The sequence below is a fragment of the Demequina sp. NBRC 110053 genome, from assembly GCF_002090095.1.
In the GTDB taxonomy this organism is placed as follows: Bacteria; Actinomycetota; Actinomycetes; order Actinomycetales; family Demequinaceae; genus Demequina.
In genome coordinates, this window is the sequence record NZ_BBRJ01000002.1 from 1,060,578 (window position 1) to 1,085,855 (window position 25,278).

Below are 25,278 nucleotides of genomic sequence, written 5' to 3' on the forward strand. Positions count from 1 at the left end.
GGCATGCCGCCATGGAACCGGCCCGCGCCGTCGCCGTCAAGGGCGTGACGCGGGCCGATCCTCCCCCAGCTTGGCTCAGCCCTTCGTGGACCCCGCGAGGAGCCCTCGCACGAAGTACCGTTGCAGCGAGAAGAACACGATGAGCGGGATGATCATCGAGATGAACGCCGCGGGCGGGACCAGGTAGGCGTACTGGCCGTAGTCACCCGCGAGGTTCGAGATCGGATAGGTGAGCGGGTAGGTCTCCGCGGACCCGAAGACCGCCGAGACCAGCAGGTCGTTCCAGACCCACAGGAACTGGAAGATCGCGAGCGACGCGACCGCCGGCAGCGACAGCGGGATGATGATGCGGAAGAACACCTGGGTGTGGCTCGCTCCGTCCACACGTGCAGCCTCCAGCACCTCGCGCGGGATATGGCTGACGAAGTTGTGCAGAAGGAATACCGACAGCGGCAGCGCGAAGATGGTGTGCGCTATCCATACGCCGCTGAACTCGCCCGCGAGGCCGAGGTTCTCGGGTCCCAGCAGGCGCAGCAGCGGGATGAGGGCCAGCTGCAGCGGCACCACCTGGAGCGCGAAGATCAGCACGAACAGGAAGCTCGAGCCCCTGAACGGGATCCACGCGAAGGCGTAGGCGGCCATGAGGCCCAGTACCACTGGGAACACCACGGACGGCACCGTCACGACGATCGAGTTGAACACGTATTGGAGCAGCGGCGGGGCCGTGGAGTTGTCGCCGAACGAGTCGAACAGCACGTGGCTGAAGTTCTCGAAGGTCAGGGCTCCGTCCGCCATGACCGTCCACCAGGCGTCGGTGCGGTAGCGATCGCCCGGCACCAGCGAGGACATGAACAGCGCGATCGTGGGGATGGTCCAGAACACCGCGATGACGATCGCCGCGACCGTCGCCCACGGACTGGACAGCCGCTCCTTGGCCTTGTCCGAGCGCTTGGTGGGCAGCGCCTTGCCCTGGGTCGGCGTCTCGTCGTCGACCGGGTGCTGAGGAGGCATCGTGACACTCATCAGTGGGTCTCCTTCACCTTGTTGAGCGATCGCACGTTGTAGACGACGACCGGGATGACGAAGATGAACAGGATGACCGCGAGCGCCGCGCCCAGGGCCTCACGGCCCTCGACGAAGCTCAGCACGTACATCTTGTTCGCCACCACGTCCGTCTGATCGCGTCCCTGCGTGACGGTGCGGACGATGTCGTAGACCTTGAGCGCCATGATGGTGATGGTCGTGAGGACCACCACGATGGTGCTGCGGATCGACGGGATGGTGATCCTCCAGAAGCTCTGCCACGCGTTGGCGCCGTCCAACGACGCCGCCTCGTTGAGCTCGGCCGGGACTCCCTTGATCGCGGCGGACAGGATCACCATTGCGAACCCGGTCTGGATCCACACCAGGATCACGATGAGCCAGAAGGTGTTCCACGGATTGTCCGTGAGGAAGTTGTAGGGATCCATGCCGAACAGCGCGCGCAGCGCGTTCAGCATGCCGGTCTGCTCGCCCACCTGGTTGTAGTCGTACATGATGTTGCCCCAGATGACCGAGGCGCCCACGAGCGAGATGGCCATGGGCATGAACACCAGCGACTTGAGGACCTTCTCCCCCTTGGCCTTGTCGATGAAGACCGCGTAGGCGAGGCCGATGCCGGTCGACAGGATGGGGACCAGCACCATCCACACGAACGTGTTGAGGATGGTCCGCAGAGTGGTGGGGTCGCTGAAGGCGAAGCGATAGTTGTCGAGCCCCACGAACTGCATGGTGGTGGTGTAGATGCCCGTCGTGGGATCCGGCTCGTTGGAGATCTCGTTGAACGACAGCCAGGTGGTGTCGAGGGCGGGATAGATCAGGCCCACGCCGAGCAGGGCGAGCACCGGGGTGATGAGCACCACCAGCTGCACCTTGTCGCGGGCGCCGCCCTTGACGAGGTCCGCACCGAACATGATGAGCGCGATGATCGCCAGGAAGGCGAGGATCGCGATGGCTCCGAACAGCAGGTTCTGTCCCTGCGTTGCCCAGAAGTCCGCGCCCAGACCTGCCATGGGCAGCGGTCGTGGACCTGCGGCGAGCACCTCGGTCGTCGGCATCGACGAGTCCTTTCGTCAGAAGGGTCGTGCTGGCGGGGCCTCGCGTGTCGCGGGGCCCCGCCAGCCTCTCACCTAGGACCGATCAGGGCCAGGCGTTGTCGATGTCCGTCAGGACGGTCGACAGCTGGGTTCCGGTGACGTAGTCGTTCATGCCGGTCCAGAACGCCGAGGCGCCCACCTCCGCCGGCATGAGGTCAGATGCGTCGAAGCGGAAGATCGTGTCCTCACCCTGGAGGATCTCGATCGACTCGCGTCCCAGGTCGGAGCCGGCGTTGGCCGGGTCCAGTCCCTTGTTGGCGGAGATCACGCCGCCGATCGAGACGCGGTTGTTCGCCCACGTGTCCGAGGACAGGTACGCCTGCAGCGCCTGCGTGGCGTCCTCCTCGTTGAACGCCGCGACGAACTCGCCGCCGCCGGTGACCGCGGCGGGGTCGTCGGCGTTGACGTTGGGCGTGAGGAAGGCCCAGATGTCGCCGTCCTCAGCCACCGTCACGTCCTCGCCCCACTGCGCCTCGTAGAACGAAGCCTGGTGGTGCAGCGAGCAGTTGCCGTCGAGGATCTGGAGGCCGGCCTCCTGGAAGGCGGTGTCCACGATCGATGCCGCGTCACCCAGGCCGCCGTTGATGTAGTCGGGGTTCGTGGCGATCGCGCCGAAGGATTCGAAGGCCTCGGTGATCTCGGGAGACGAGAACTCGAGCTCACCGGCGACCCACTGGTCGTAGGCCTCGGGGCCCTGCTGGCGCAGGACCAGGTCCTCGATCCAGTCGGTGCCGGGCCAGCCCGTCGCCGTGCCGGACTCGAAGCCGATGCACCACGGCTTGTAGTTGTCGCCCGAACCGCCGTTCTCGGCCATCGTCGCGGTGAGCTCCATGAGCTCGTCCCACGTCGTGGGGACCTCGTAGCCGTTCTCCTCGAACTCCGAGGGCGAGTACCAGACGTAGCCCTTCACGGACGCCATCAGCGGCGCGGCGTAGAAGGTCTCGCCCACGGTGCCGTAGTTCTTCCAGTCCTCGGACCAGAACTCGTCGACGTTGGCCTCGACGGCCTCAGGCGCGGCGACGACCTCGCCGGTGCCGACCACGCGCTGGAGCAGGCCGGGCTGGGGGATGATCGCCAGATCGGGAGCGTTGCCGCCCTCGACGCGGATGTTGATCTCGGTCTCGAACTCGTCAGAGCCGTTGTAGGTGACGTCGATGCCGGTGCACTCCTCGAAGGGCACGATGGACTCGGTGAGCTGCTCCGCCTCGACACCTGAGATGGTGCCGTAGAGCTCGACCGCGGCGCCGTCGTGGGTGCCGTACGCGGCGTAGTCCTCGCAGCCGGCGGGCTGCGAGCCCCCGGTGCCGGGTGTCTCCGTGGCGCCACCGCCGCCGTCATCGGACGAACAGCCCGCCAGGACCAGCCCGGCAGCCGCTGTCGCGGCGACGGGGCCGATGAACCTTCTCTTCATGAGCAACGCTCCTCCTCGTCGAGTGGCATCCCGGCGCCCTGAGGTCTCGCGCCGAGACGTGCTGATCACCGGGTGCGGGAATGCAGACCGCGATGTCAGCGCTTGCATCTTCACCTTATGCAGGCCCGACGAGCCGCGCCAAGCCACGGCCCGACCGTCACCGAATCGTGACGTTTCGACGGAGGGCTATTCTGTCGTGCCTGGTAGGGGAAGCAGGGACGACAAATCGCTCCGCTCGCCCGACGCGTCGACCGCGCCCGTGGCCACCGCATCGGCCCACGACAGGCGCCCTGTGACCAGTCCCAGCCACGTGCCCGCGTCCATCTCCACCACCGCGGGCGGCGTCCCGCGACGGTGGTGGCGTCCGGCGACGCACTGGGCCGCGCCGAAGGGTGGCACGCGGACCTCGAGCGCCCCGCCTGGCGCCGCCTCCGCCAGCTCCTCGAGGGCGAAGCGCACCGCCGTCGCGAGGGTCGCGCGGTCGATCGTGGGAGCGGCATCCTGTCGAGTGGCGGCCTGCGGCGCGTGAAGGTCGGGCTCACGCGTCGACACGAGCCAGCCCCTGACCGCGGCGCGGCCGGCGTCGATGTCGATGCGGCGTCGGGCAGGCATGGCACCTAGCGTCGCACACGAGGGTCACGGGGCGTGACGGCCAGCAGAACTCACAGATCAGCTGATGGGCGCGCCGGCGAGGCATGCGTGGGCGCTCGTTGGCGCTGCAGCTCGCCTGTGGGTGGGGCAGGCCCGATGCTCCAGACCGAGCGAGCAGGCGTCAGCCGAAGTGCGCGCGCAACGGCTCGGCCCAGGCGGCGCGCAGCTCGGTCAGGGGCAGCGAGAACTGGTCCTGCACCTCGAGCGCAGGATCATCCGCGTCCTCGGTGACGCCCAGGCGGATCGCGGGCACCCCGCGCGCCTCGAGCATCGCGACCAGGCGCGTCTCCTCGTCGCGGGGCAGCGCGACGAGCACGCGGCCCTGCGTCTCAGAGAACAGGGCCTGCGCGGGCGTGACGCCGTCGCGCTCGCACACCTCGTCGAGCACCACGCGCGCGCCCACTCCGTAGCGCAGCGCACCCTGCGCGAGCGCCGCGGCCAGGCCCCCCTCCCCCACCTCGCGTGCCGCGTCGATGAGGCCGTCGCGGCTCGCGGACACCATGACCTCGGCGAGCACCTTCTCCGCCGCGAAGTCCACGGCGGGCGGACGTCCGCCCAGGTGTCCCGACAGCTCCGCGAAGCGCGAGCCGTCGAGGTCGGCACCGGTGGCGCCCAACAGGTAGAGCAGCTGTCCGCCCTTGCGCCAGCCGGACGGCGTCGCCCGCTCGACGGTGTCGAGGATGCCCAGCATGCCCACGATGGCCGTGGGGTTGATCGACGAGTCGATGCGGCCCGGCTCGCCCGTGCCGTTGTACAGCGACACGTTGCCGCCGGTGACGGGCACCTCGAGCTCAGCGCACGCATCGGCGAGGCCGCGGATGGCCTCGACGAACTGCCACATGGCATCGGGGTCTTCGGGCGAGCCGAAGTTGAGGCCGTCGGTGATCGCGGTGGGCACGGCGCCGGCGACGGCGACGGCGCGGTAGGCGGCGACTACGGACTGCTGCGCGCCCGCGTACGGGTCGAGCTTGGTGTATCGGTCGTTGGACCGCGTCGCGATCGCGACGCCGCGGCCGGTGGCCTCGTCGACCCGCACCACGCCCACGGTGTCCGGACGCGCCAGCGCGGTGTTGCCCTGGACGTAGCGGTCGTACTGGTCGGTGATCCACGAGCGGTCGGCGAAGTTGGGCGAGGACATGAGCGCGACCACGGCCGAGCCCAGCTCAGCGCCCGACTCGGGAAGGGAGCCGGCGAACGCATCGGCCTGCAGTCCGTCCATCCAGGACGGGCGGGCGAACGGGCGGTCGTAGGTGGGACCCTCGTGCGCGACCGTGCGCGGGTCCACGTCGACGATCCGCTCGCCGTGGTGGTCGATCGTCAGGCGGCCGGAGTCGTTGACCTCGCCCACGACGGCGGACTCGACGTCCCACTTCGCAGCGATCGCCATGAATGCGTCGAGCTTGTCGGGCGTGACGACCGCCATCATGCGCTCCTGCGACTCCGACATGAGGATCTCGCCGGCGTTGAGAGTCGGGTCGCGCAGCAGCACGTCGTCGAGCCACACGTGCATGCCGCCGGAGCCGTTCGAGGCGAGCTCCGAGGTCGCGCACGAGATGCCCGCGGCGCCGAGGTCCTGGATCCCCTGCACCACGTCGGCGCGGAACAGCTCGAGGCAGCACTCGATGAGCACCTTCTCCATGAACGGGTCGCCCACCTGCACTGACGGCCGCTTGGCTGGCACCCCATCCTCGAAGGTCTCGGAGGCCAGGATGGAGGCTCCGCCGATGCCGTCGCCGCCGGTGCGCGCGCCGAACAGCACCACCTTGTTGCCCACGCCCTCGGCGGACGCGAGGTGGATGTCCTCGTGCTTCATCACGCCCACACACAGGGCGTTGACCAGCGGGTTCCCCTGGTAGGACGCATCGAACACCGAGCCGCCGCCGATGTTCGGCAGGCCCAGCGAGTTGCCGTAGCCGCCCACGCCGCCCACGACGCCGTGGACCACGCGCGCGGTGTCGGGGTGGTCGAGACGTCCAAAGCGCAGCTCGTCCATGCCGGCGACCGGGCGGGCGCCCATCGCGAGGATGTCGCGCACGATGCCGCCTACGCCCGTCGCGGCGCCCTGGTAAGGCTCCACGTAGGACGGGTGATTGTGCGACTCGACCTTGAAGGTCACTGCCCAGCCGTCGCCGATGTCGACCACGCCGGCGTTCTCGCCCATGCCGACCATGAGGCGCTCCTTCATGGCGTCCGTGGTCTTCTCGCCGAACTGCTTGAGGTGGATCTTCGAGGACTTGTAGGAGCAGTGCTCGGACCACATGACCGAGTACATCGCGAGCTCGGCGGCGGTGGGGCGCCGTCCCAGGAGATCGACGATGCGCTGGTACTCGTCGGGCTTCAGGCCCAGCTCCGCGAAGGGCATCTCCTGGTCGGGAGTGGCCTGCGCCGCCTCCACCGTGTCGAGCTGGTGCTGTGCGGGCGCGTCGGTCATGTCATCCCTTGCATGTCAAACCTGGAGGTGCGGCGGCGTGAGGGGCGCGCGCGTGGGCGCGGCGCATAGGGCCAGCCTACCGGCGCGTGCCCGGCTCGATGGCGGGGAGGGACGATGCGCCAGCTGGGTTCGCGGGCGACCGGACCGTCCTGGTCCGCGAGGGGCCCGGTGTGCGTCGACGCTGGTGGCCTTGCGCGGAAGGATCCGCGCGTCGCCCCTCCGCTCACCACATCCGTGGGCTCCTGCGGCATGACGCCGGCGGTGACCCGCGGGAAGCGACGGCGGTCACTCGGGAAGCGCCGGCGAAGGCTGCGGTCCTCAGCGCGCGAGAGCGCCCACCGCTGCGCGGGCCGCGTCGAGCAGTGCGTCCCAGTCCGCGCCGGGGGCCCGGACATGCAGGCGGTCAAGGCCCTCCCACGTCCACGCCTGGACCACGTCGATGCCGCCGATGGCCTCGCCCAGACGTTCCGCGACGTGCGAGCCGAGGATCGACTCGGCGGAGGGCGAGATCCACAGCACGTGAGTGAATCCGCCCGACCGGGACGTGCCGCACTCGAGCACGATGCTCGCGGGTCCCGAGGCTGGGGCCGCCGGGGTGGAGGCCAGCGCCGCGCCACGGCGGCGCCCGGGCAGGCTCGGGCCCGTCTCGCGGTGGGCCGCGGTGGAGGAGGGCGCGAACCGACCGGCGTCCCGCTCCAGACCCTTGGCGAGGGTCGCGAGCACGCCGTCGGCGCCATCTGCGTGTGCCATCGAACGTCCTATCGGCAGAGTGTCCAGGCTCCATGACACCCCATGCGGGCGCGCGGGGGAACAGAACGTGACGAATCAGACATCGCGCAGACGAGGTCTCGGAGGAACGAGAGGGCGCCCACAACGGGCGAGCCGTCGCGCGGTGGCGGCCACCACGCGGGCACGCGCCTCTACAGTGTCGCCATGGTGTGGATCCTCGCCGCCGTACTGGTGGCTGCGGCCGCTGCCGCAGGCGTCCTCGGAGTGCGCCTGCGCCGGGCACGAGCGCGCGTGGCAGCGCTCGAGGCGCAATTGGCCCGCGACACCGAGGCCGAACGTGCACTCGCCGCCGCGGCGGAGCGCGCCCGCATCGCCCGCGAGATGCACGACGTCGTCGCCCACACCCTGTCCGTGGTCGTCGCGCAGGCCGACGGTGGCCGGTTCGCCGCGGCGCATGAGCCGGAGGCCGCCACCCGCGCGCTCGGCACCATCGGCGAGGTGGGTCGCTCGGCGCTCGCGGAGATGCGCTCGCTCCTGGGATTGCTGCGCGACGCCGACGACGAGGCCGCCCTCGGCCCGCAGCCGAGCATCGATGACATTCCCGCCCTCGTGGCGTCCACCCGCGACGGCGGCCTGGACGTGAGCTTCGTGACGACCGGCACGCCGCGCCCGCTGCCCATCGGCGCCGGTCTCGCGCTCTACCGCGTGGCACAGGAGGCGCTCACGAACGTGCTCAAGCACGCCGGTCCGGGACCTCAGGCGTACGTGCAGCTCACGTGGGAGCCCGCCGCCGTCCACCTGAGCGTGTCTGATGACGGCCGCGGTGCCGCCGCGAGGGATGACGGCGATGGCCAGGGGCTGGCAGGCATGCGCGAGCGGGCCACCGTATTCGGCGGCACGCTCTCCGCAGGCCCGCGCGCCGGCGGCGGGTACCTCGTGCGCGCCACGCTGCCCCTCCGCACCGCCGAGCCAGCTCCCACCGCTGCCGGTGACTAGGGTGACTGGCGTGACTGAGGTGCGAGCGCATCGGCCCTGCGCGCCCCAGCCGACGGACGGGAGCCATGGATGAGCGACGAGCGCGAGGTGCTGACCTGGCAGGGATTCGGCGACGCGTCGCGGGTCCTCGCCCAGATGGTGGTGGACGACGGCTTCGAGCCCGAGGTGGTGGTGGCCGTCGCGCGCGGCGGGCTGCCCGTGGGGGGCGCGCTGGCGTACGCGCTCGGCACCAAGGGCGTCGGCACGCTGAACGTCGAGTTCTACACGGGAGTGGACCAGCGCCTGCCGGCGCCGATCGTGCTGCCGCCGCTGCTGGACACGGACGCGATGGCGGGCATGCGCGTGCTGGTGGCGGACGACGTCGCGGACACCGGCGAGACCCTCGCGCTCGTCAAGCAGCTGATGGACCAGCACGCGGGCGAGGTCCGCACCGCCGTTCTCTACGCCAAGTCCCGCTCGATCATCGAGCCCGACTACGTCTGGAAGCGCACCGACCAGTGGATCACCTTCCCGTGGTCGGCGCTGCCTCCGGTGACGCGCGGCCGAGCGCATCCGGGGCACGGATGATTCGCGTCGCGCTGGTCGACGACCAGCAACTGATCCGGGCGGGCTTCCGCATGGTCGTGGACTCGCAGCCGGACATGGAGGTCGTGGCTGAGGCAGGGGATGGGGCCGCTGCGGTGGCCGCGCTGACCGCCCTCGACGCACCCGCCGACGTGGTGCTGATGGACGTGCGCATGCCCGGCATGGACGGCATCGAGGCGTGCCGGGCGATCGCCGCGGCGCTCGACAGCCGGGTGGTGATGCTCACCACCTTCGACCTCGACGAGTACGTGGTCGCCGCGATCAAGGCGGGTGCCAGCGGGTTCCTGCTCAAGGACGCGCCGCCCGACGACCTGCTGTCCGCGATCCGCACCGTCCACGCCGGCGACGCCGTCATCGCCCCCTCCTCGACGCGGCGCCTGCTCGCGAAGGTCGCGGAGCTGCAGACCGAGCCAGCGGACGCATCGGCGCTCAAGACGCTCACCGACCGCGAGCGCGAGGTCCTCACCCTCATGGCGAAGGGCCACTCCAACCAGGAGATCTGCGCAGAGCTGTTCCTCGCCGAGCCGACCGTCAAGACGCACGTGGGGCGGGTGCTCGCCAAGCTCGGCGCTCGCGACCGGGTGCAGGCCGTCGTCATGGCGTACGAGACAGGCTTGGTGCGGCCGCAGGTCTGACACCCCCGGCCTCGGCGTCATACCTGGGTATCACCCAGGTGAAGACCGGGGGCCGATGCGCGGGCTGGGCCCCGCTCGATAGCGTCGCTGGCATGGACACACCAGAGGTGACGGGCGGCGAGCAGCCGGCGAGCGCATCGGCGCCCGTGGCGCTCGCCAGCCGCGGGCTCACCAAGACCTACGGCGCGGGCGATGCGGCCGTCACGGCCGTCGACCACGTGGACCTCGACATCCCCGGTGCCACGCTCACCGCGATCATGGGCCCGTCGGGCTCGGGCAAGACCACGCTGGTGCATCTGCTCGCTGGTCTCGACCGGCCCGACAGCGGCGACGTGTGGGTGGGCGAGGACAACCTCGCCGCATTGAGCGACAAGCAGCTCGCCCGCGTGCGGGGCCGCGTGGTGGGCTTCGTGTTCCAGGGCTTCAACCTCATCCAGACCATGACCGGACGGGACAACATCCAGCTGCCGCTCCGGCTCAACGGCCTGGCGCACGACAAGGACTGGATGGCGACGCTGGTCGACATGCTCGGGATCGACCGGGAGCTCGACCGCCGCCCCTACGAGATGTCGGGTGGTCAGCAGCAGCGGGTCGCCATCGCCCGCGCGCTGATCACCCGGCCGCGTGTGGTGCTCGCGGACGAGCCCACCGGCAACCTCGACACCCACGCGAGCGCGGAGATCCTGTCGCACCTGCGTGTCAGCTGCCGGGAGCTGGGCCAGTCGGTGGTCATGGTGACGCACGACCCGACCGCCGCGTCCTACGCGAGCCGGGTGCTGCTGTTCGCGGACGGTCGCGTCGAGGGCCACATCACCGATCCGTCGCCCGAGGCCGTCCTGGCCGGGCTCGATGCACTAGCGGGGGTTGAACGATGAAATGGATTCCAGTCGCCATCGTGGCAGCGGTCTCTGGGCTGCTGACGTTCGCCGGGCCGGCGCCGTTCACGGACTGGTCTGACGAGCGCGGCTTCGTCGCCTACTTCTCGTACGTCCTGCTGCTGATCTATGCGCCGTTTCTGATCGCGGTGGTCGGCGGCACCGCGGCAGCCTTCCGCGGAATCTGGGCTGCCACGCGGCGTGCTGACCTCGTGGCCGAGCTCGCGTTGGGGCGCGCGCGGGCGGACCTGATCCGTTCCCACGCGCTCGCCGGTCTGCGCGAGGGCGTGATGGCGGGGGCTGTGGGCGGGGTCGCCGGTGCCACGGTGCGGCAGGCTGTCTCGGGGCTCGGAGGAGAGTTCGTCCCCGGCGCGATGTGGATCTGGCTGAGCGTGGTCGCGCTCGCGGCGATCTGCCTGACCGCCGCGTATGCGCTGGTTGCCTGGTGGGCGACACGCGGATCGGTGCGCGAGATCGCGGAGGGTGCTCCCCCAGCGAGCACGACGAGGCCCTTCCGCGGAGAGAGCGTTCCTCCAACCGCGCCGCGGTCGCGCGGGCGCGGTCGTCGGGTCTGGGCGTGGGCCACAGCGGGCGGCGTCGCGACCGTGATGCTCGGGCTCGTGCTCGCCGCGACCGGGAACCTCTCCACGGACGACAGTGACAGCGCGATCGCCATCGCCGCGTCGGTCGTCTTCGGCCTCGTGCTGATGGTGACACTGTCGATCGGCTTGCCCGCCCTGCTCGTCTGGGGCGGCACGAGGGCGGCGGTGCGCCTGTCGCTCGGGACAGTCGCTGCTGTCGCGCGAGGCGCGGCGCCGGGCAGCGCTCGCGCGCTCGCGGCCGATGCGGTGGCCAGGCCCACGCCCATGCGCACGGGCGCGCTCGCGGCCGTGATGGCCGTGATGGGCGTGGCGACGGTCGTCACCTGCATCTACGCGGGCACCGAGTCGCGCAACGCGCTCGGGGAGTCGCTGATCCCGGATGCGAGCGTGTCGACCATCGACCTCGTTCCAGGGGAGGAGGGCATCGACGCCCGAGACGCCGGGTGGGTCGAGCCCCTGCCCACCTCCCTTCTCGAGGAGCTGCGTGCGGACGCGGACCTGCTGGTGATCGAGGCCGGGGTGCTGCTCACGGATGTGCGAGAGCTGCCTCTCGAGCCCGGTGAGGTGGACTGGCTCAACCATCGCGATCTGCTGATCGCGGTCGACGCGGCGGACGTGGACCGGGTCGAGCCCGGCAGCGCGCAGGCGATGTATTTGACTGGCGAAGCGCTGTGGGCGTGGGGGCACCTGGGGTGGACCGCGCCGGGGACGGGCGACGCCGTCACGGTCAACGGCGTCACCGCGCCGACCCACACCGTGAACCAGTCCGTGCCGTGGGCCGGCGTCGAGAGGGCGTGGGCGGAGGAGCAATGGGGGACCTCGACCACGGCAGCGGTGCTGCTCTTCCCTGCGGGAGACGTGTCGGTCTCGAAGGCGCTCGCCCGGCATGACCTGAGGGGGCTCGAGGTGGTCGACCTGAGCATGCGCAGCGGTTGGTCCAGCCCGGTCAGGGGCGGCCTTGTCGCGGCTGTGACGGCTCCCTTCCTCGCGGTCGCGGTGGCGATCGTCATCGCTCTGGCCTGGTCGACGCAGCGCTTGCGCGCAAAGGACCAGGCGACGCTGCTCGCCCTGGGCGCCACGCCGCGGGCCTTGCGCGGAGCAGCGGCGGTCGAGGCCCTGGTGCCCACACTGATTGCCGGCCTCCTCGGCGTGGTGGGCGGCGCGCTGATCGGGTTGCCGCTCGCCGAGCTCGCCAACGCGCCGCTGGGCGCGGCTGGCGTCGGCAACCTCGTCGCAGGCATCGGCGTAACCGCCTCAGCGATGCCGTGGCTGGCGCTGCTGGGGCTCGTGATCGTGGCGGCAGTGGTCGCCGCGATCGGAGCGGCGCTCGTGAGGGTGCGGCTGGACCGGCTGTCGCCAGCTCAGCAGCTCGAGCAGGCGCAGAAGGCCGGAATCTCATGACCTGGACCCTGCTGCGCGAGCAGGTTCGCTCCCAGCGCTCTTACGCCGTGTGGACGGTGCTGCTCATCGCCGCCGCCGTCGCGCTCGCCTCCTATGCGTGGACCGTGGACCGCACCTATGACGCCCAGGCGCACGCGTACGCGGATGCCGCAGGGGAGGCCCGCGAGGTCTCCGCCCAGGTCGCGCTCTACCCTCCCGACGGATCGGCCGCCCCCGACATCGCCGAGTACGGCGTGCCGATGACGGAGGCGGGGCTCGACACCCTCCTTGCGGAGGCGAACGCCGAGGGCGCAGGCGCCGTCGCCTCCTTGCAAGGAATGCTGCTGGCGATCGAGCCCGACGCGCAAGGGTCGTGGGCGGATCCCGCAGCAGTCCAGTGGGGAGACGTGCGCTGGGACGACGCGATCGCCCAGGGCCGCCCACCGGGGCCGGGCGAGATCGCGCTCGAGGCATCGTCGGCCAGCGCGCTCGGCGTGGACCTCGGCGACGCCGTGACCATCCAGCTGGAGAGCGAGCAGCCGTCGCAGGCGGCCGTCGTCGAGAGTCGAACCCTGGTGGGCCTCGCGTACGACAGCGCCATGTGGCCCGCCGGCCACTGGCCCGTGGGACGCGCCTACCTGCCGGCGGAGGACGCGAGCGCCGCAGTGGCCGCGATGGACGCATCGCTCGTGGGGTGGGACGGCGTCCGGCTCGGATACACGACCGTCGCCGTGTCCTGGGACGTCACCACACCCGTCCTCGCACAGGCGTTCCCTGAGACCTGGACCTTCGGCGGGTACTGGTCGGAGCCACTCGGCATCGTCGCGCCGGTGGGACTCGCGATCGCGGTCGCGCTGGGCGTGGTGGCGACGGCGTTCGCCGTGGGTCGCGCTCGTGCAGCCAGTCGGGTCCAGTGGACGGCCACGGCCCGCGCCCTGGGAGCGACGCGCGGTCGGATCGCGGCCGCCACCGTTGCGGAGGGCCTGCTGCTCGGCCTTGTCGGAGCCGCGCTCGGGCTCGCATGCGCCCTGGGTGTCGCGGCGCTCCAATACTCGCAATACCGCCAGTCCGTGGAGGCGCCGCTTCCGGTACCGCTGACGACGTCTGCGGGCATGAACTGGCTTGCTCTCGGCGGTGGGCTCGCGTTGGGGCTCATCAGCGCGGCGATTCCGGCGCTGCTTGCGACGCGCGTGTCTCCGTCGGCCGCCCTCAAGGCTCTGCCCGCGGTCGACGAGGCGACCGTGTCCCGTCGCGTCTCCGCGGCCCCGGTGACGATCGCGTTCGCCCTCCTCTACGTCGCGTTCCTGGCCGCGGCCGCGGGCGCGACCCAGGAGGAGGCGCCATGGTCGATCCTCCTGTGCGTGGGGGCGCTGGTGACGTTCGTGCCGGTCCTCGTGGAGTCGGCCCGGCGCCTCGCTGGGCTGCTGGGAGCGAGCCTGAGCAGGAGGCGACACCCCGCCCTCGTTCAGGCCGGAACCGCCATCGCGGCACACCCGCGCCAGGCCGCGATTCTCGCCACAGTCCAGGCGGTCACGATGACCGCGCTGGTGGGCGTGACCTCGACCGTCACCATCACCTTCGGATCGGCGACGTACTCGCCGTGGACGCTCACCGCTGCCGCCCTGGGGGCGACCCAGGCGCTGTGCGCCGGTGCGTGGTCTGCGACGCGGCGGCTGACGGCGGGCGACGACGCCACGGCCGCGGCGCTCGGGCTCGATGCGCGGGCGCTCGGCCTCGCCCATGCGGTGAGGTACGGCGCGCCGCAAGTAGCCGGCGCGATGCTCGGGGCGCTCGCCGGACTGATCGTGGTGCTGCCCGCCGCGACCGCCATGGCAATCGGGTGGTGGCTGACCCTGTCCGGTCCCGCAGATGACTCGGTCGGCCCGCTGTGGACGCTCGTGGCGTCGCTCACGACGATCACGGCCCTGGTCAACGTGGCGCTGATCGCGCTGAGTGCGGCCGTGGCCGGCGTGGTGCGTCAGCGGGACCGGCCGCGCACTCAGATCTCCGCGTGACGGTGGCGATGGGCGCGGTCAGGCGGCAGCGCCTGGTCAGCCGTTCATCTGAGCAAGCTGGATGAGGTTGCCGCACGTGTCGTCCAGCACTGCGGTGGTGACGGGGCCCATGGCGGTGGGCGGCTGGATGAAGGTGACGCCCAGGTCCACCAGCCGCGCGTGCTCGGCCTCGACGTCATCGACGCTGAAGGACGTCGCCGGGATCCCGTCGGCGACGAGCGCCTCCTGGTAGGGACCGACCGCAGGGTGACCCGCTGGCTCGAGCAGCAGCTCGACGGCTGGCACGCCCGAGCTGGCCTCCTGGCCAGGGTTGCCGACGGTGAGCCAACGGCCGCCCGGGCCCAGGTCCATGTCCTGGCGCAGCTCGAAGCCGAGCACACGCGTGTAGAAGTCCTTGGCGCGCTCCTGGTCGGTGACGAACACGGAGGCGAGGTGGATGCCGATCATGACTGCTCCTGGGGGTCGGTGAGCCAGCGGCGCGCGATCGCGCGCAACGGCTCGGGGGTGAGGGTGTGCAAGACGTACCGCCCCTGCCGGCGGCGCTCGACGAGACCCGCCTCCTCCAAGACCTGGAGGTGCTGGGAGACGGCCTGTCGAGTGAGCGCCGTCGCGGGGTCGGTGCTCAGGCGGTTGACGAGCTCGAACAGGGTCTGGTCGGCGCGCTCGGCGAGCGCGTCGAGGATGGCTCGTCGCGCAGGGGCGGCGAGCGCGTCGTAGATATCGGGCACAGAATCAGCATAGGCAAGTTAACGCTTGCATGCAAGCCCACGCTTGCCTCTCGGTCCACGCCGCCGCCCCTCCCCTAGACTGGCCGCGCGTCGGGGCCACAGCCCCGCCCGCGCATCGGCCGCCTGGAAGGACCCGCTCGTGACCAACTACGCCGGAGACATCACGCCGCAGGAGGCGTGGGACATCCTCACCTCGAACCCGGATGCTCGCCTCGTGGACGTGCGCACCGAGGCCGAGTGGCGGTTCGTGGGCGTGCCCGACACCTCCGCTACCGACCACGAGACGCTCTTCATCGAGTGGGTGTCCTACCCCGACGGAGAGCGCAACTTCCAGTTCGTCCAGCAGCTGAGGGCCAGCGGAATCGAGCCCGACGGTGAGGCGCCGGTGATCTTCCTGTGCCGTTCGGGGCAGCGCTCGATCGGTGCCGCCGTCGCGGCCACCGATGCAGGGATCGGTCCCTCGTACAACGTCCTCGAGGGATTCGAGGGGGCCGTGAACGGCGAGGGCCACCGCGGCTGGCAGGGATGGCGCGCCGCCGGCCTGCCGTGGCGACAGGGCTGAGCCGAGACGCCCTCAGCGACGTTCATCCCGCCAGCCCGGGCGCAAACTTCACCCTCTCTTCACCGCGCGTTCAGGGCGCGTTCCCGCGAGCGACCTACGGTCGAGACGTAGCCATCATCCAGTCCTGACGAGAGGGTGACGCGATGTCTGAGGCACTGCAGTCGATCGCACTCGAGGCCGCGACGGCCGTCGGCGGCCCCGGCGAGGCCATGCTCCTCGCCTGGTGCGCCTTCGGCCTTGCCGTCGGTGGCGCAGCGCTCGCGGTCAAGCGACGCCGCGCGGGCTGACGGGCCCGCCACACCTCGCGGACTGCGGGTCGCGACGGCGGCCCCGCGTCTGCCTGCCCGCCCACCTCGCTCGCCCGCCGGCGGCCGCCACCCAACCGTCATCTGCGGTTCACGAGCCATTCGTCTTGGCCCCATAGATTCCCCTCGTCCGTGACAACTCACTTCCGACGAGGGGAAGCACTCATGCCACACCTGCGGAGGTCGGCCGCGCTCGCGGCCACCGCCACACTCACCACCATCCCGTTTGCGGTCGCGCACCCCGCGCTCGCCGACGGGCCGGCCACGCCAGAGGCGTCCCTGGTCGTCAACGAGGTCACCTCGCAGGACACCGGACACTTCGACGGTGAGGACTGGATCGAGCTGACCAACATCGGCTCCGAGCCGCTCGACCTGTCCGGCGTGGTCGTCACCGACGACAAGGACGAGGACGCCTACACGATCCCCGCCAGCACGGCTCTCGCCCCCGGAGGCTTCCTGGTGCTCGCGGGCGACAAGGCCACGGGGCCGGAGGGCGTGCTGGGCTTCGGGCTCGGCAAGGGTGACGAGGTGCGCCTCTACTCCGCCGGCACCGCGGTGGTGGACGGCGTGGTCGACGATGCCGCCGAGCCCTTCGCCGTTGGCGCGTGGCCCGACGACACCCACACGAACGACGGCGGCGCCTCGTGGGGTCGCCTTCCGGACGGCACGGGCGACTTCGGGTACACCGGCGAGGCCACCCCGGGTGCAGCGAACATCGCGCCCGCCACTCCCGCGCTCGAGGACGCCGTCGTCATCAACGAGGTCGCCTCGCAGGACACGGGCCACTTTGGCGGCGTCGACTGGATCGAGCTCGCCAACACCGGCGACGTCGCGTTCGACCTGGGCGGCGTTGTCGTGTCCGACGCGGACGCCGACCACCACTACGTCATCACCGAGGGCACGACGATCGCCGCCGGCGGGCACCTCCTGCTCGACGGCTACGACGACGAGGACAACCCTGACGGCACGTTCGACTTCGGCCTGGGCAAGGGCGACTCCGTGCGCCTGTTCTCGGCGGGCACCGCGATCGTCGACGACCTCATCGACAGCTCGGCCACGCCGTTCGACGCGACGACCTGGCCCGCGAGCCAGCACACCGACCCGACGTGGGGCCGGTGTACCGACGCGACCGGCGACTTCCGCATGACCGGCGCGGCCACGCCCGGCGCGGCGAACGACTGCTCCGGCGACGTCGAGGAGCCCGTCGAGGAGCCCGCGGAGCTCTCCGGCGACCTCGCGATCAACGAGGTCGAGTCGAACGGCGACGACACCGACTGGGTCGAGGTCGCGAACCTCACCGACGCGGACATCGACATCTCGGGCTGGGCCATCAAGGACGACGACGACTCGCGCACGGACGTGGTGCCGGCTGGCTCCGTGGTCCCCGCAGGGGGCCTGCTCGTCATCGACCAGGAGTCCGCGACCTACCCCGAGGGCTTCACCTTCGGACTCGGGAACGGCGACATGTTCCGCCTGTATGACGCGGGGGGCGCGTTGGCTGCGAAGCACTCGTGGCCTGAGCATGCGCTCGTGTCATGGGCGCGCTGCCCTGACGGCACCGGCGACTGGCGCGACGCCACGGCCTCGACCAAGGGCGCGCCCAACGAGTGCTCGACACCCCTGCGCATCAACGAGGTCAATACGTCCGGCACCGACTGGGTCGAGATCATCAACATCGGCGCGACCTCGGTCGACGCGTCTGGCCTGATCGTCCGCGACTCCGACGACGACCACGTCCACACCGTCACCGCCGGGACCACCATCGCGCCGGGGGCACTGCTCGTGCTGCAGGACCTGGGCTACGGCCTGGGCGGCGAGGACCAGGTGCGCCTGTTCGAGGCCGACGGTGAGGCCCTCATCGACTCCTACGCGTGGACGTCGCACGGCGCGCCCAGCTGGGGCCGCTGCCCCGACGGGTCGGGAGAGTTCGTTACGACCGCATCGGCGACCCCGGGCGAGCTCAACGACTGCGAGGGCTTCGTGCGGGCGACCGCCTGGCCCGGCGGCGCGGACGTCGAGGTGCTCGACGACGAGGCGTGGTTCTCGGGCGACATGTCCGGCATCGACCACGACGCCGCGACCGGTGACCTGTGGGCCGTGCAGAACGGCGACGGCCTGCTGTACCGCCTGACGGCCGATGCGGCGGGCACGTGGTCGCTCGCTCCCGGCTACGAGTCGGGCCGGGCGCTGGGCTACCCCGCCGGCGAGGCCGGCGTGGTCGACGCCGAGGGCGTTACCGTTCGCGAGGGCGAGCCCGGCGTGGTGTACGTCTCGACGGAGCGCAACAACGATGCGGGCTCGGTGAGCCGCCCGTCGATCCTGCGCTACGAGGTCTCCGGCTCGGGTTCGCTGCGGGCCACCGACGAGTGGAACCTGGCTCAGCTCCCGCCGCTGTCCGCGCTGCCCGCCAACGGCGGCCTCGAGGGCATCACCTGGATCCCGGAGCTGAGCGCGTTCGCGGTCGGCGTCGAGGGCACCGCGGCGGTGTACATCGTGCAGCTCGGTCCGGACGGCGAGGCCACGCTGCTGGACACGCTGTCAACCGAGGCGGCATCGTTCCCGCTCGTCGCCGACGTGCAATGGGACAGCGAGCGCGACGTCCTGTGGGTCGTGTGCGACGAGGCCTGCGACGGCCGCATCGCGACCTTCGCCCACGACGGCGGAGCGTGGGAGATGACCGCGCTCTACGAGCGCCCGGCCGGCATGGCCAACGTCGCGAACGAGGGCTTCGCCGTCGCGACGTCTTCCACGGCCGTCGACGGCGCGGTCGCGACGTTCTACGTCGACGACGCCGACACCGACGGCTTCTCGCTGCGCTCGGGCACGCTGCCGGCCGTCGACGGTGCGCCCGGCGACGGCGGTTCCGGCGGCGACGGCGACGGCGACGGCGACGGCGACGGCGGCGACGGCGACGGCGACGGCGGCGATGGTTCCGGCGACGGCGGTGCGCCTCCAGCCGACCTCGGCTGCACGCTCGTGGCACCCGCCTCGGCGGCCGCCGGCGACGCGATCACCGTCGTGCTCGACCTCGAGTGCGCGGGACCTGTCAGCACCGTCGAGGGCTACCTCTTCTCCGAGCCCACCTACCTCGGGACCCTTACGGTCGCCGCAGACGGCTCGGTCGAGATCGTGATCCCGGCCTCGGTGCCGGCCGGCACGCACACCATCGAGCTCCAGCTCGAGGACGGCACTGTCCTGGGCTCGACCACCATCCGGGTCGCCGCCGACGGCACGGCAGCGTTGGCGGCCACCGGAGCGGCCGATGTGGCAGCGCTGACGTGGTGGGCACTGGGCCTCGCGATCCTCGGCAGCGCGCTGGTCGTCGCGCGCCGCCGGGCGGCCTAATTCACCCACACGTGCGCGGGGCGGGGATCCCTCAGGGTCTCCGCCCCGAGCGCGTCGCGGGCGGGCGCATCACCGTGCGACTCGTCCGTCGCTGCTCCCAGGGCCTCGCATCCTCAGGTGAAGAACAGGTGAACGCGCGCCGGCGAAACGCTTCGAATGCGACGTCGTGCCTGGTGACAGGCGAATTAAAACCGGCGCCCGCATCGGAGCATCAGCGATTCCTCGTCTTCATCCACAATGGCGCGCAACATTCCGTGGCGCGCACGAGCACTTCTCCGGACCATTCTTCGAGCTTTCCCAGGCATGCCCGCGACGACAGCGCGCCGCTACCCTGAACCCATGAGCGCCGACCTCCCCGACTCCCTGCGCCCCGACACGCTCGCGGTGCACACTGGCATCCACCGCTCCGAGGCGAACGAGATGTCCGAGGGGATGTTCCTCACGCAGGGCTATGCGTACGACAGTGCGGAGCAGGCGCGCGACGCCTTCGCGGGCGACATCGACATCTACATGTACTCCCGGTACGCGAACCCCACGGTGACCGCGTTCCAGGAGCGTCTCGCCGCGATCGAGGGCGCCGAGTCCTGCTTCGCGACCTCGACGGGCATGAGCGCGGTGTTCGTCGCGCTCGGCTCGATCCTCGGCTCGGGCGACCGGCTCGTCGCCGCGAAGGCGCTGTTCGGCTCGACGCTGCAGACCTTCGCGAACTTCTTCGACAAGTGGGGCATCGTCATCGACTACGTCGACGGCAACGATCCTGCCGAGTGGGAGCGCGCCCTCTCGACGCCCGCGAAGGCCGTCTACATCGAGTCGCCCACGAACCCCATGCAGGACGTGCTCGACATCCCCGCCATCGCGCGCCTGTGCAAGCAGGCCGGCGCGCTGTTCATCGTCGACAACGTGTTCGCGACGGCTATCGGCCAGAAGCCGCTCGAGCTGGGGGCCGATGCGGTGGTCTACTCAGCGACCAAGCACATCGACGGGCAGGGTCGGGTCCTGGGCGGGGCGATCCTCGGATCGGCCGACTACGTCGAGGGCCCGGTCAAGCTCATGGTGCGCAACATGGGCGCGACCATCTCGCCCTTCAACGCCTGGGTGCTGCTCAAGGGGCTCGAGACGCTCGCCGTCCGGGTTCGCCATCAGGCCGCGAGCGCCCTCGAGCTCGCGACGTGGCTCGACGCTCATCCCAAGATTCGGGTCGCCCGCTACCCGCTCCACCCGTCGCACCCGCAGCACGACCTCGCGGTGTCCCAGATGAGCCTGGGCGGCACCCTCGTGACGCTCGACCTGGACCTAGGTCCCGACGTCGACGTCGCCGGCCCCGAGGCGCAGGCCGCGGCGTTCCGCTTCATGAACGCGCTACGCCTGTTCACCTGCTCGAACAACCTTGGCGACGCGAAGTCGATCTCGACACATCCGGCGACCACGACGCACAACAAGATGAGCCCCGAGGGACGCGCGGAGGTGGGCATCTCCGAGACCACCGTGCGGCTGTCGATCGGCCTCGAGGACGTCGAGGATCTGAAGGAGGATCTCGAGCGGGCGCTCGCGCACGTCTGAGGGACCCGTCGCTCGGGTGGGCGAAATGTCCGGTTCCCGGCGGTCGGCGGGTGGCCCCGCTCGGGACGTGCCCGCGTGGTACCGTCCCGGCCATGAGCGCCGGCGAGCCGCCCCGAGAGGAACCGGCCGCGCCCACGACGGAGACGCTGGCCACGGGCCCGCGCCTGCCGCTGTCCGTGCGCCTGATCGGCCGCAGCTCCCTGCCGGGCGCGGCCATCATCGCCGGCATCGCGCTCATCATGGTCGGCGTGGTGCCCTACGCAGCGGGCGCCCTCACCGGCACCGCGACCAAGGACGAGACCACCGCAGCCGAGGGCACGCTCGAGATCTCCCTCGCGCCCGGTTGGGCGGTGGAGCAGCAGGCGGACGGCGTCACGACGCTCGCAAGCGGCAGCGCGACCCTGACGGTCGAGGTCGAGGGCGGCGCCGTCGACGTGCAGCAAGCGGCCCAGGATGCCGCTGACGCGCTCGCCGAGGACGCGAGCGCGAACTGGATCATGACCGAGCCGAGCGCCTTCACCGCCGACGACGGCAGCCGGGGTGCCACCGTCACCGCCACGTCCGAGGCCCGCTCGACGCAGGTCTGGGTGACGTCCTACGAGACGTTCTGGACCACGTCGACCCTCACGGCCCCGCTCGAGGCGTGGGCGAGTGCGCAACCGGGCGCCGAGCAGATGGTCGTCGCGATGACCGTGGTGATGGACGAGGGCGAGCCGTGAGCGCGCGTGAGGAACAGCCGTACACGGTGTCGATCGCCGCGCTCCCGAGGCTGATCCCGCGCACTGCCAGCTTTGTCGACGCGCGGTCCTGGGTCTTCTGGGTGGGCGCGGCGCTGACGATGTACGGCCTGGCGCTGTGGGCGCCGCACATCGCGCGCGCGATGGAGGCCAGCCCTCGCACCTCGTCGCTCGCCGTCGTGCTGTGGCTTCTCTACGGCTTCGTGTTCCTCGTGATCCTGTACCGGATGGAGCTGTTCGAGAGACGCTCCCCCGTGACCGTCATCGGCGCGCTGCTGTGGGGCGCCGTCGCCGCTCCCGGCCTGGGCGCGGTGGCGGCGCCGGCGATGCACGACGTGGTCGCGAGCGCCATCGGCGCCGACAACCCGTGGGTGGCGTCCTTCGCGGCCCCGCTGTCGGAGGAGCCCCTCAAGATGCTGGGGGTGCTGGCGCTCGCGCTCATCCCCGGCGCGCGGGTGCGCTCGGCAGCGGACGGGCTCTTCTACGGGGCCGTCGTGGGGCTGGGCTTCCAGGTCTCCGAGAGCTTCCTCTACACCGCGACGTTCGCGGCCGATGGCGACGCCGGCACCGTCTACGCGATGGTCTGGCTGAGGGGCATCGTCGGCGGACTGTGGAGTCATGCGACCTTCACCGCGGTCGCGGGGGCCGGTCTGGGCTACTTCTTCAATGCGGGCACCTCCACGCTGCAGCGATGGGCGGCGCTGCTGGGAGGGCTCGCGCTCGCCATGGCGCTGCATGGCTTCTTCGACACGCCGCTGCTCGCGGGCAACGCGGTCGTCAGCTCCATCGTGAAGGGCGTTCCGGTGCTCGCGCTGTTCCTCGTGGTGCTGCGGTGGGCGCATCTGAGGGAGCGACGCACCTTCGCGGGGCTCGCCCGCCACGTGGTGCCTGACGACCTCGTCAGCCCCGGAGACTTCTCGACGCTCGCGACGCGGCGCGCACGGCGTCGCGCACGGCGGTGGGCGCAGCACCGCGGAGGCAGGCAGACGGCCCGGGCGCTGCGCCGACTCCAGGGTGCCCAGCTGAGCCTGCTCACCGCTGCTCACGAGGATGGATGGGGCTCACCGCGCACGGTGGAGCTGACCCGTGACGTGCGCATCCTGTCGGCGACGCTCGACCGGCGACAGGCTCGTGCCGATGCTCAGCGCCGGGCGCGCTCGGGCTGAGTCGCCCGCGCTGTGGCGAGGATGTCTCCGGGACCCAGGCGCCCAGCGGCAGGGTGCGCCCGTCAACCCCGCGCGCGGTGCCCCGCGAACGACCGCAGCCGCAGCGAGTTGCCCACGACGAACAGGCTGGATCCGCCCATGGCGGCCGCCGCGATCATCGGGTTGAGGATGCCGAACGCCGCCAAGGGGATCGCTGCCACGTTGTACGCGAAGGCCCAGAACAGGTTGCCGCGGATGGTGCCCAGCGTGCGTCGCGACAGCGCGATCGCGTCGGCCGCGGCCCGCAGGTCGCCGGACACGATGGTGAGGTCGGAGGCCTCGCGAGCCACGTCGGCACCCGTGCCGATGGCGAGACCCAGATCGGCCTGAGCGAGCGCGGGGGCGTCGTTCACGCCATCCCCCACCATGGCGACGCGCGTCCCGCCTCCCTGGAGGGAGCGGATCACGTCCGCCTTGTCGGCCGGGAGAACCTCCGCGATCACGTGCTCGATGCCCACCTCGCTCGCGACCGCGTGCGCGGCTCGCGCGTTGTCACCGGTGAGCAGCACCACCTCGAGTCCCAGGTCCTCGAGCGCCTGGACGGCCGATGCGCTGGTGGGCTTGACGGCGTCGCTCACCACCAGCACGGCTTCCGGTCGGCTGGGCGCGCGGGTGGTCAGGGTCGCCGCTCCCAGCCCCCCGGAGTCACTGGGCACGCGCCCGGCGAACACCGCGGTGCGCCCCTCGGACTCCGCGGTGGCGGCCAGCTCCTCGAGCTCCGCGGGGATCTCGTCGAACAGTCGACGTGAGCCCACCAGGACGTCGGCGTGCGCCCCTGTCCCGCCCGGAGCCTCACCCGCGAGGCCCGCGTGCTCGACGGTGGCCGCAACGCCGTGGCCGGCGATCGACCGGAAGCCCTTGAGGCGCACGCGCTCCGGCCGCGCCCGGGAGACCGCCTGTGCGATGGGATGCTCCGACCGAGCCTCCACGGAGGCGACCGCGTCGAGCAGCGCGGCGACGGCCGCGGCGCCGTGGTCGCGCTCGAGGGAGGGTGCGCTCGCCTCGACCAGCTCCATCTGTCCTGAGGTGACGGTGCCCGTCTTGTCGAGCACGATCGTCTCGACGTCGCGCGTGTCCTCGAGCGCCTCCGGCCCACGCACCAGGACGCCCAGCTGGGCGCCGCGGCCCGTGCCGACCATGATGGCGAGCGGCGTCGCGAGGCCGAGTGCGCACGGGCAGCTGATGATGAGGACCGCGACCGCCGCCGTGAACGCCGCGTCGACGTCGCCCGTGGCCAGCCACCACGCCGCCAGCGTGACGAGCGCGACCGCGATCACGACAGGTACGAACACCCGGGAGATGCGGTCGGCGAGGCGCTGGACGCGCGCCCGGCCGGTCTGGGCCTCGTCGACCATGCGCGCGATCTGCGCGAGCATCGCCTCCGAGCCCACGCGCGTGGCCTCCACGGTCAGCGCTCCGTCGGTGGCGATGGTGCCGCCGACCACCTCGGAGTCTCGTCCAGCGCCCGGCTCGACGCGGACCGGCACGGACTCGCCGGTGACGAGGCTCGCGTCCACGGCCGCGCCGCCGTCGACGACCACGCCGTCAGTGGCGATGGTCTCTCCCGGACGCACCACGAAGCGCATGCCGACCTCGAGGTCCGCGCGCGGGATCTCGCGGCCGTCCTCGAGACGAGCGGTCGCGGACTGGCGGCTCGACAGGGCGCGGATCGCGTCGCCCGCCTGCGAGGTCGAGCGCACCTCGAGCCACTTGCCCAGCAGGATCAGGGTCACGATCACGGCACCGGTCTCGTAGTAGAGGTGACCGACGCCGGTGAGCAGCACGACCGTGGACCACGTCCAGGCCGCCACGGTGCCGAGCGTGACCAAGGTGTCCATGTTGACGCTCGCGTGGCGGGCGCCGCGCAGCGTCGAGCGGTGGAACGGCAGTGCGGCCCACCAGATGACTGGGGTCGAGAGGATGGCCACCGCCCACTCCCACCCCGAGAACTGCCAGGGCATCACCATCGACAGCGCGAGCACGGGAACGGTGAGGATTGCGGCGACAGCGAACCGCCGGCGGTAGTCCGCGATGCGGCTCGCGTCCGCGGCCAGGTGGGCGGCGTGCTCGTCCGCGTGGGCGTCGCTGCGCATGTCGCCGTGACCGTCGTGCTGCTGACCCGCTCCAGGGGAGCCGGCCACGGCCCGGGGTCGGGTGACCACCTCGTATCCCAGCGCCGCGATGGCCGAGCGCATCTCCTCCTCGAGCACCGCCGCATCGGCTCCCTCGGCCGGCCTCACGGTGGCGCGACGGGTCGCATAGTTGACGCTCGCGTCATCGACGCCGGGGAGCCGTTCGAGCCCGCCCTGAACGGTGGCGGCGCAGCTCGAGCAGGTCATGCCGGAGACGGCGAGATCGATGGTGCGCGGTCGCGCGGTGTCGGTCATGGCT

Annotated in this window: 21 protein-coding genes; 12 read left to right on the forward strand and 9 right to left on the reverse strand. The window is 71.4% G+C overall.

Going from position 1 to position 25,278, the window contains the following annotated elements:
- Positions 1-75: 75 nt before the first annotated feature.
- The 6 genes from B7K22_RS05085 to B7K22_RS05110 all read right to left on the reverse strand — a co-directional run bounded on the left by B7K22_RS05085 (position 76) and on the right by B7K22_RS05110 (position 7,378).
- Positions 76-1,023, reverse strand: a complete 948-nt coding sequence (locus tag B7K22_RS05085; RefSeq protein WP_084038906.1) for a carbohydrate ABC transporter permease — start codon at positions 1,021-1,023, stop codon at positions 76-78.
- On the reverse strand, positions 1,023-2,096 hold the full coding sequence (locus tag B7K22_RS05090; RefSeq protein ID WP_234983317.1) for a carbohydrate ABC transporter permease: 1,074 nt from the start codon (positions 2,094-2,096) through the stop codon (positions 1,023-1,025). The genes B7K22_RS05085 and B7K22_RS05090 overlap by 1 nt, the downstream gene beginning before the upstream one ends.
- Before the next feature lie 82 nt (positions 2,097-2,178).
- Positions 2,179-3,546, reverse strand: a complete 1,368-nt coding sequence (locus B7K22_RS05095; protein ID WP_084038907.1) for an ABC transporter substrate-binding protein — start codon at positions 3,544-3,546, stop codon at positions 2,179-2,181.
- Positions 3,547-3,732: 186 nt separating this feature from the next.
- Positions 3,733-4,158 carry a sterol carrier family protein gene (locus B7K22_RS05100; RefSeq protein WP_084038908.1) on the reverse strand — a complete coding sequence of 142 codons (426 nt, stop codon included), beginning with the start codon at positions 4,156-4,158 and terminating at the stop codon, positions 3,733-3,735.
- 160 nt (positions 4,159-4,318) lie between these two features.
- Complete coding sequence (gene purL, locus B7K22_RS05105) at positions 4,319-6,628, reverse strand: phosphoribosylformylglycinamidine synthase subunit PurL (protein WP_084038909.1); 2,310 nt, start codon at positions 6,626-6,628, stop codon at positions 4,319-4,321.
- Between the two features lie 318 nt (positions 6,629-6,946).
- Entirely contained in the window at positions 6,947-7,378 is a 432-nt protein-coding gene (locus B7K22_RS05110; protein WP_084038910.1) for a hypothetical protein, read from the reverse strand.
- A 183-nt stretch (positions 7,379-7,561) separates the two neighbouring features.
- On the opposite strand from B7K22_RS05110, the gene B7K22_RS05115 reads away from it, so the two are divergent.
- The 6 genes from B7K22_RS05115 to B7K22_RS05140 all read left to right on the forward strand — a co-directional run bounded on the left by B7K22_RS05115 (position 7,562) and on the right by B7K22_RS05140 (position 14,445).
- Positions 7,562-8,353, forward strand: a complete 792-nt coding sequence (locus B7K22_RS05115; protein ID WP_371327654.1) for a sensor histidine kinase — start codon at positions 7,562-7,564, stop codon at positions 8,351-8,353.
- Positions 8,354-8,422: 69 nt separating this feature from the next.
- Complete coding sequence (locus B7K22_RS05120) at positions 8,423-8,920, forward strand: phosphoribosyltransferase (RefSeq protein ID WP_084038912.1); 498 nt, start codon at positions 8,423-8,425, stop codon at positions 8,918-8,920.
- Positions 8,917-9,573, forward strand: coding sequence for a response regulator transcription factor (locus B7K22_RS05125; RefSeq protein ID WP_084039780.1), 657 nt, complete (start codon positions 8,917-8,919; stop codon positions 9,571-9,573). The genes B7K22_RS05120 and B7K22_RS05125 overlap by 4 nt, the downstream gene beginning before the upstream one ends.
- 92 nt (positions 9,574-9,665) lie before the next feature.
- Positions 9,666-10,448: an ABC transporter ATP-binding protein gene (locus B7K22_RS05130; RefSeq protein ID WP_084038913.1), complete on the forward strand. Its 783-nt coding sequence runs from the start codon at positions 9,666-9,668 to the stop codon at positions 10,446-10,448.
- Between the two features lie 20 nt (positions 10,449-10,468).
- Positions 10,469-12,451 carry an ABC transporter permease gene (locus B7K22_RS05135; RefSeq protein WP_159448765.1) on the forward strand — a complete coding sequence of 661 codons (1,983 nt, stop codon included), beginning with the start codon at positions 10,469-10,471 and terminating at the stop codon, positions 12,449-12,451.
- Complete coding sequence (locus B7K22_RS05140) at positions 12,448-14,445, forward strand: FtsX-like permease family protein (RefSeq protein WP_084038915.1); 1,998 nt, start codon at positions 12,448-12,450, stop codon at positions 14,443-14,445. The genes B7K22_RS05135 and B7K22_RS05140 overlap by 4 nt, the downstream gene beginning before the upstream one ends.
- A gap of 36 nt (positions 14,446-14,481) precedes the next feature.
- Here B7K22_RS05140 and B7K22_RS05145 read toward each other — a convergent pair whose 3' ends face one another.
- Both B7K22_RS05145 and B7K22_RS05150 read right to left on the reverse strand, forming a co-directional pair.
- A complete protein-coding gene (locus B7K22_RS05145) occupies positions 14,482-14,892 on the reverse strand; it encodes a VOC family protein (RefSeq protein ID WP_200807364.1) in 411 nt (136 codons plus the stop codon).
- Positions 14,889-15,173: a helix-turn-helix transcriptional regulator gene (locus tag B7K22_RS05150; RefSeq protein ID WP_084038916.1), complete on the reverse strand. Its 285-nt coding sequence runs from the start codon at positions 15,171-15,173 to the stop codon at positions 14,889-14,891. The genes B7K22_RS05145 and B7K22_RS05150 overlap by 4 nt, the downstream gene beginning before the upstream one ends.
- A gap of 139 nt (positions 15,174-15,312) precedes the next feature.
- Between B7K22_RS05150 and B7K22_RS05155 the strand changes: the two genes are divergently transcribed.
- The 6 genes from B7K22_RS05155 to B7K22_RS05175 all read left to right on the forward strand — a co-directional run bounded on the left by B7K22_RS05155 (position 15,313) and on the right by B7K22_RS05175 (position 22,848).
- Entirely contained in the window at positions 15,313-15,735 is a 423-nt protein-coding gene (locus B7K22_RS05155) for a rhodanese-like domain-containing protein (RefSeq protein WP_084038917.1), read from the forward strand.
- A 143-nt stretch (positions 15,736-15,878) separates the two neighbouring features.
- Positions 15,879-16,022 (forward strand): hypothetical protein, encoded by a 144-nt coding sequence (locus B7K22_RS12045; protein ID WP_159448766.1) that lies wholly within the window; start codon positions 15,879-15,881, stop codon positions 16,020-16,022.
- Positions 16,023-16,205: 183 nt separating this feature from the next.
- A complete protein-coding gene (locus B7K22_RS05160; protein ID WP_084038918.1) occupies positions 16,206-19,385 on the forward strand; it encodes a lamin tail domain-containing protein in 3,180 nt (1,059 codons plus the stop codon).
- Between the two features lie 339 nt (positions 19,386-19,724).
- Positions 19,725-20,945, forward strand: coding sequence for an O-succinylhomoserine sulfhydrylase (gene metZ / locus B7K22_RS05165; protein WP_234983318.1), 1,221 nt, complete (start codon positions 19,725-19,727; stop codon positions 20,943-20,945).
- A gap of 92 nt (positions 20,946-21,037) precedes the next feature.
- Positions 21,038-21,664, forward strand: coding sequence for a hypothetical protein (locus tag B7K22_RS05170; RefSeq protein WP_084038920.1), 627 nt, complete (start codon positions 21,038-21,040; stop codon positions 21,662-21,664).
- Complete coding sequence (locus B7K22_RS05175) at positions 21,661-22,848, forward strand: PrsW family intramembrane metalloprotease (RefSeq protein ID WP_084038921.1); 1,188 nt, start codon at positions 21,661-21,663, stop codon at positions 22,846-22,848. The genes B7K22_RS05170 and B7K22_RS05175 overlap by 4 nt, the downstream gene beginning before the upstream one ends.
- A 62-nt stretch (positions 22,849-22,910) precedes the next feature.
- Here the strand turns inward: B7K22_RS05175 and B7K22_RS05180 are convergent, their stop codons facing one another.
- Positions 22,911-25,274 carry a cation-translocating P-type ATPase gene (locus B7K22_RS05180; RefSeq protein ID WP_084038922.1) on the reverse strand — a complete coding sequence of 788 codons (2,364 nt, stop codon included), beginning with the start codon at positions 25,272-25,274 and terminating at the stop codon, positions 22,911-22,913.
- Between the last annotated feature and the right edge of the window lie 4 nt (positions 25,275-25,278).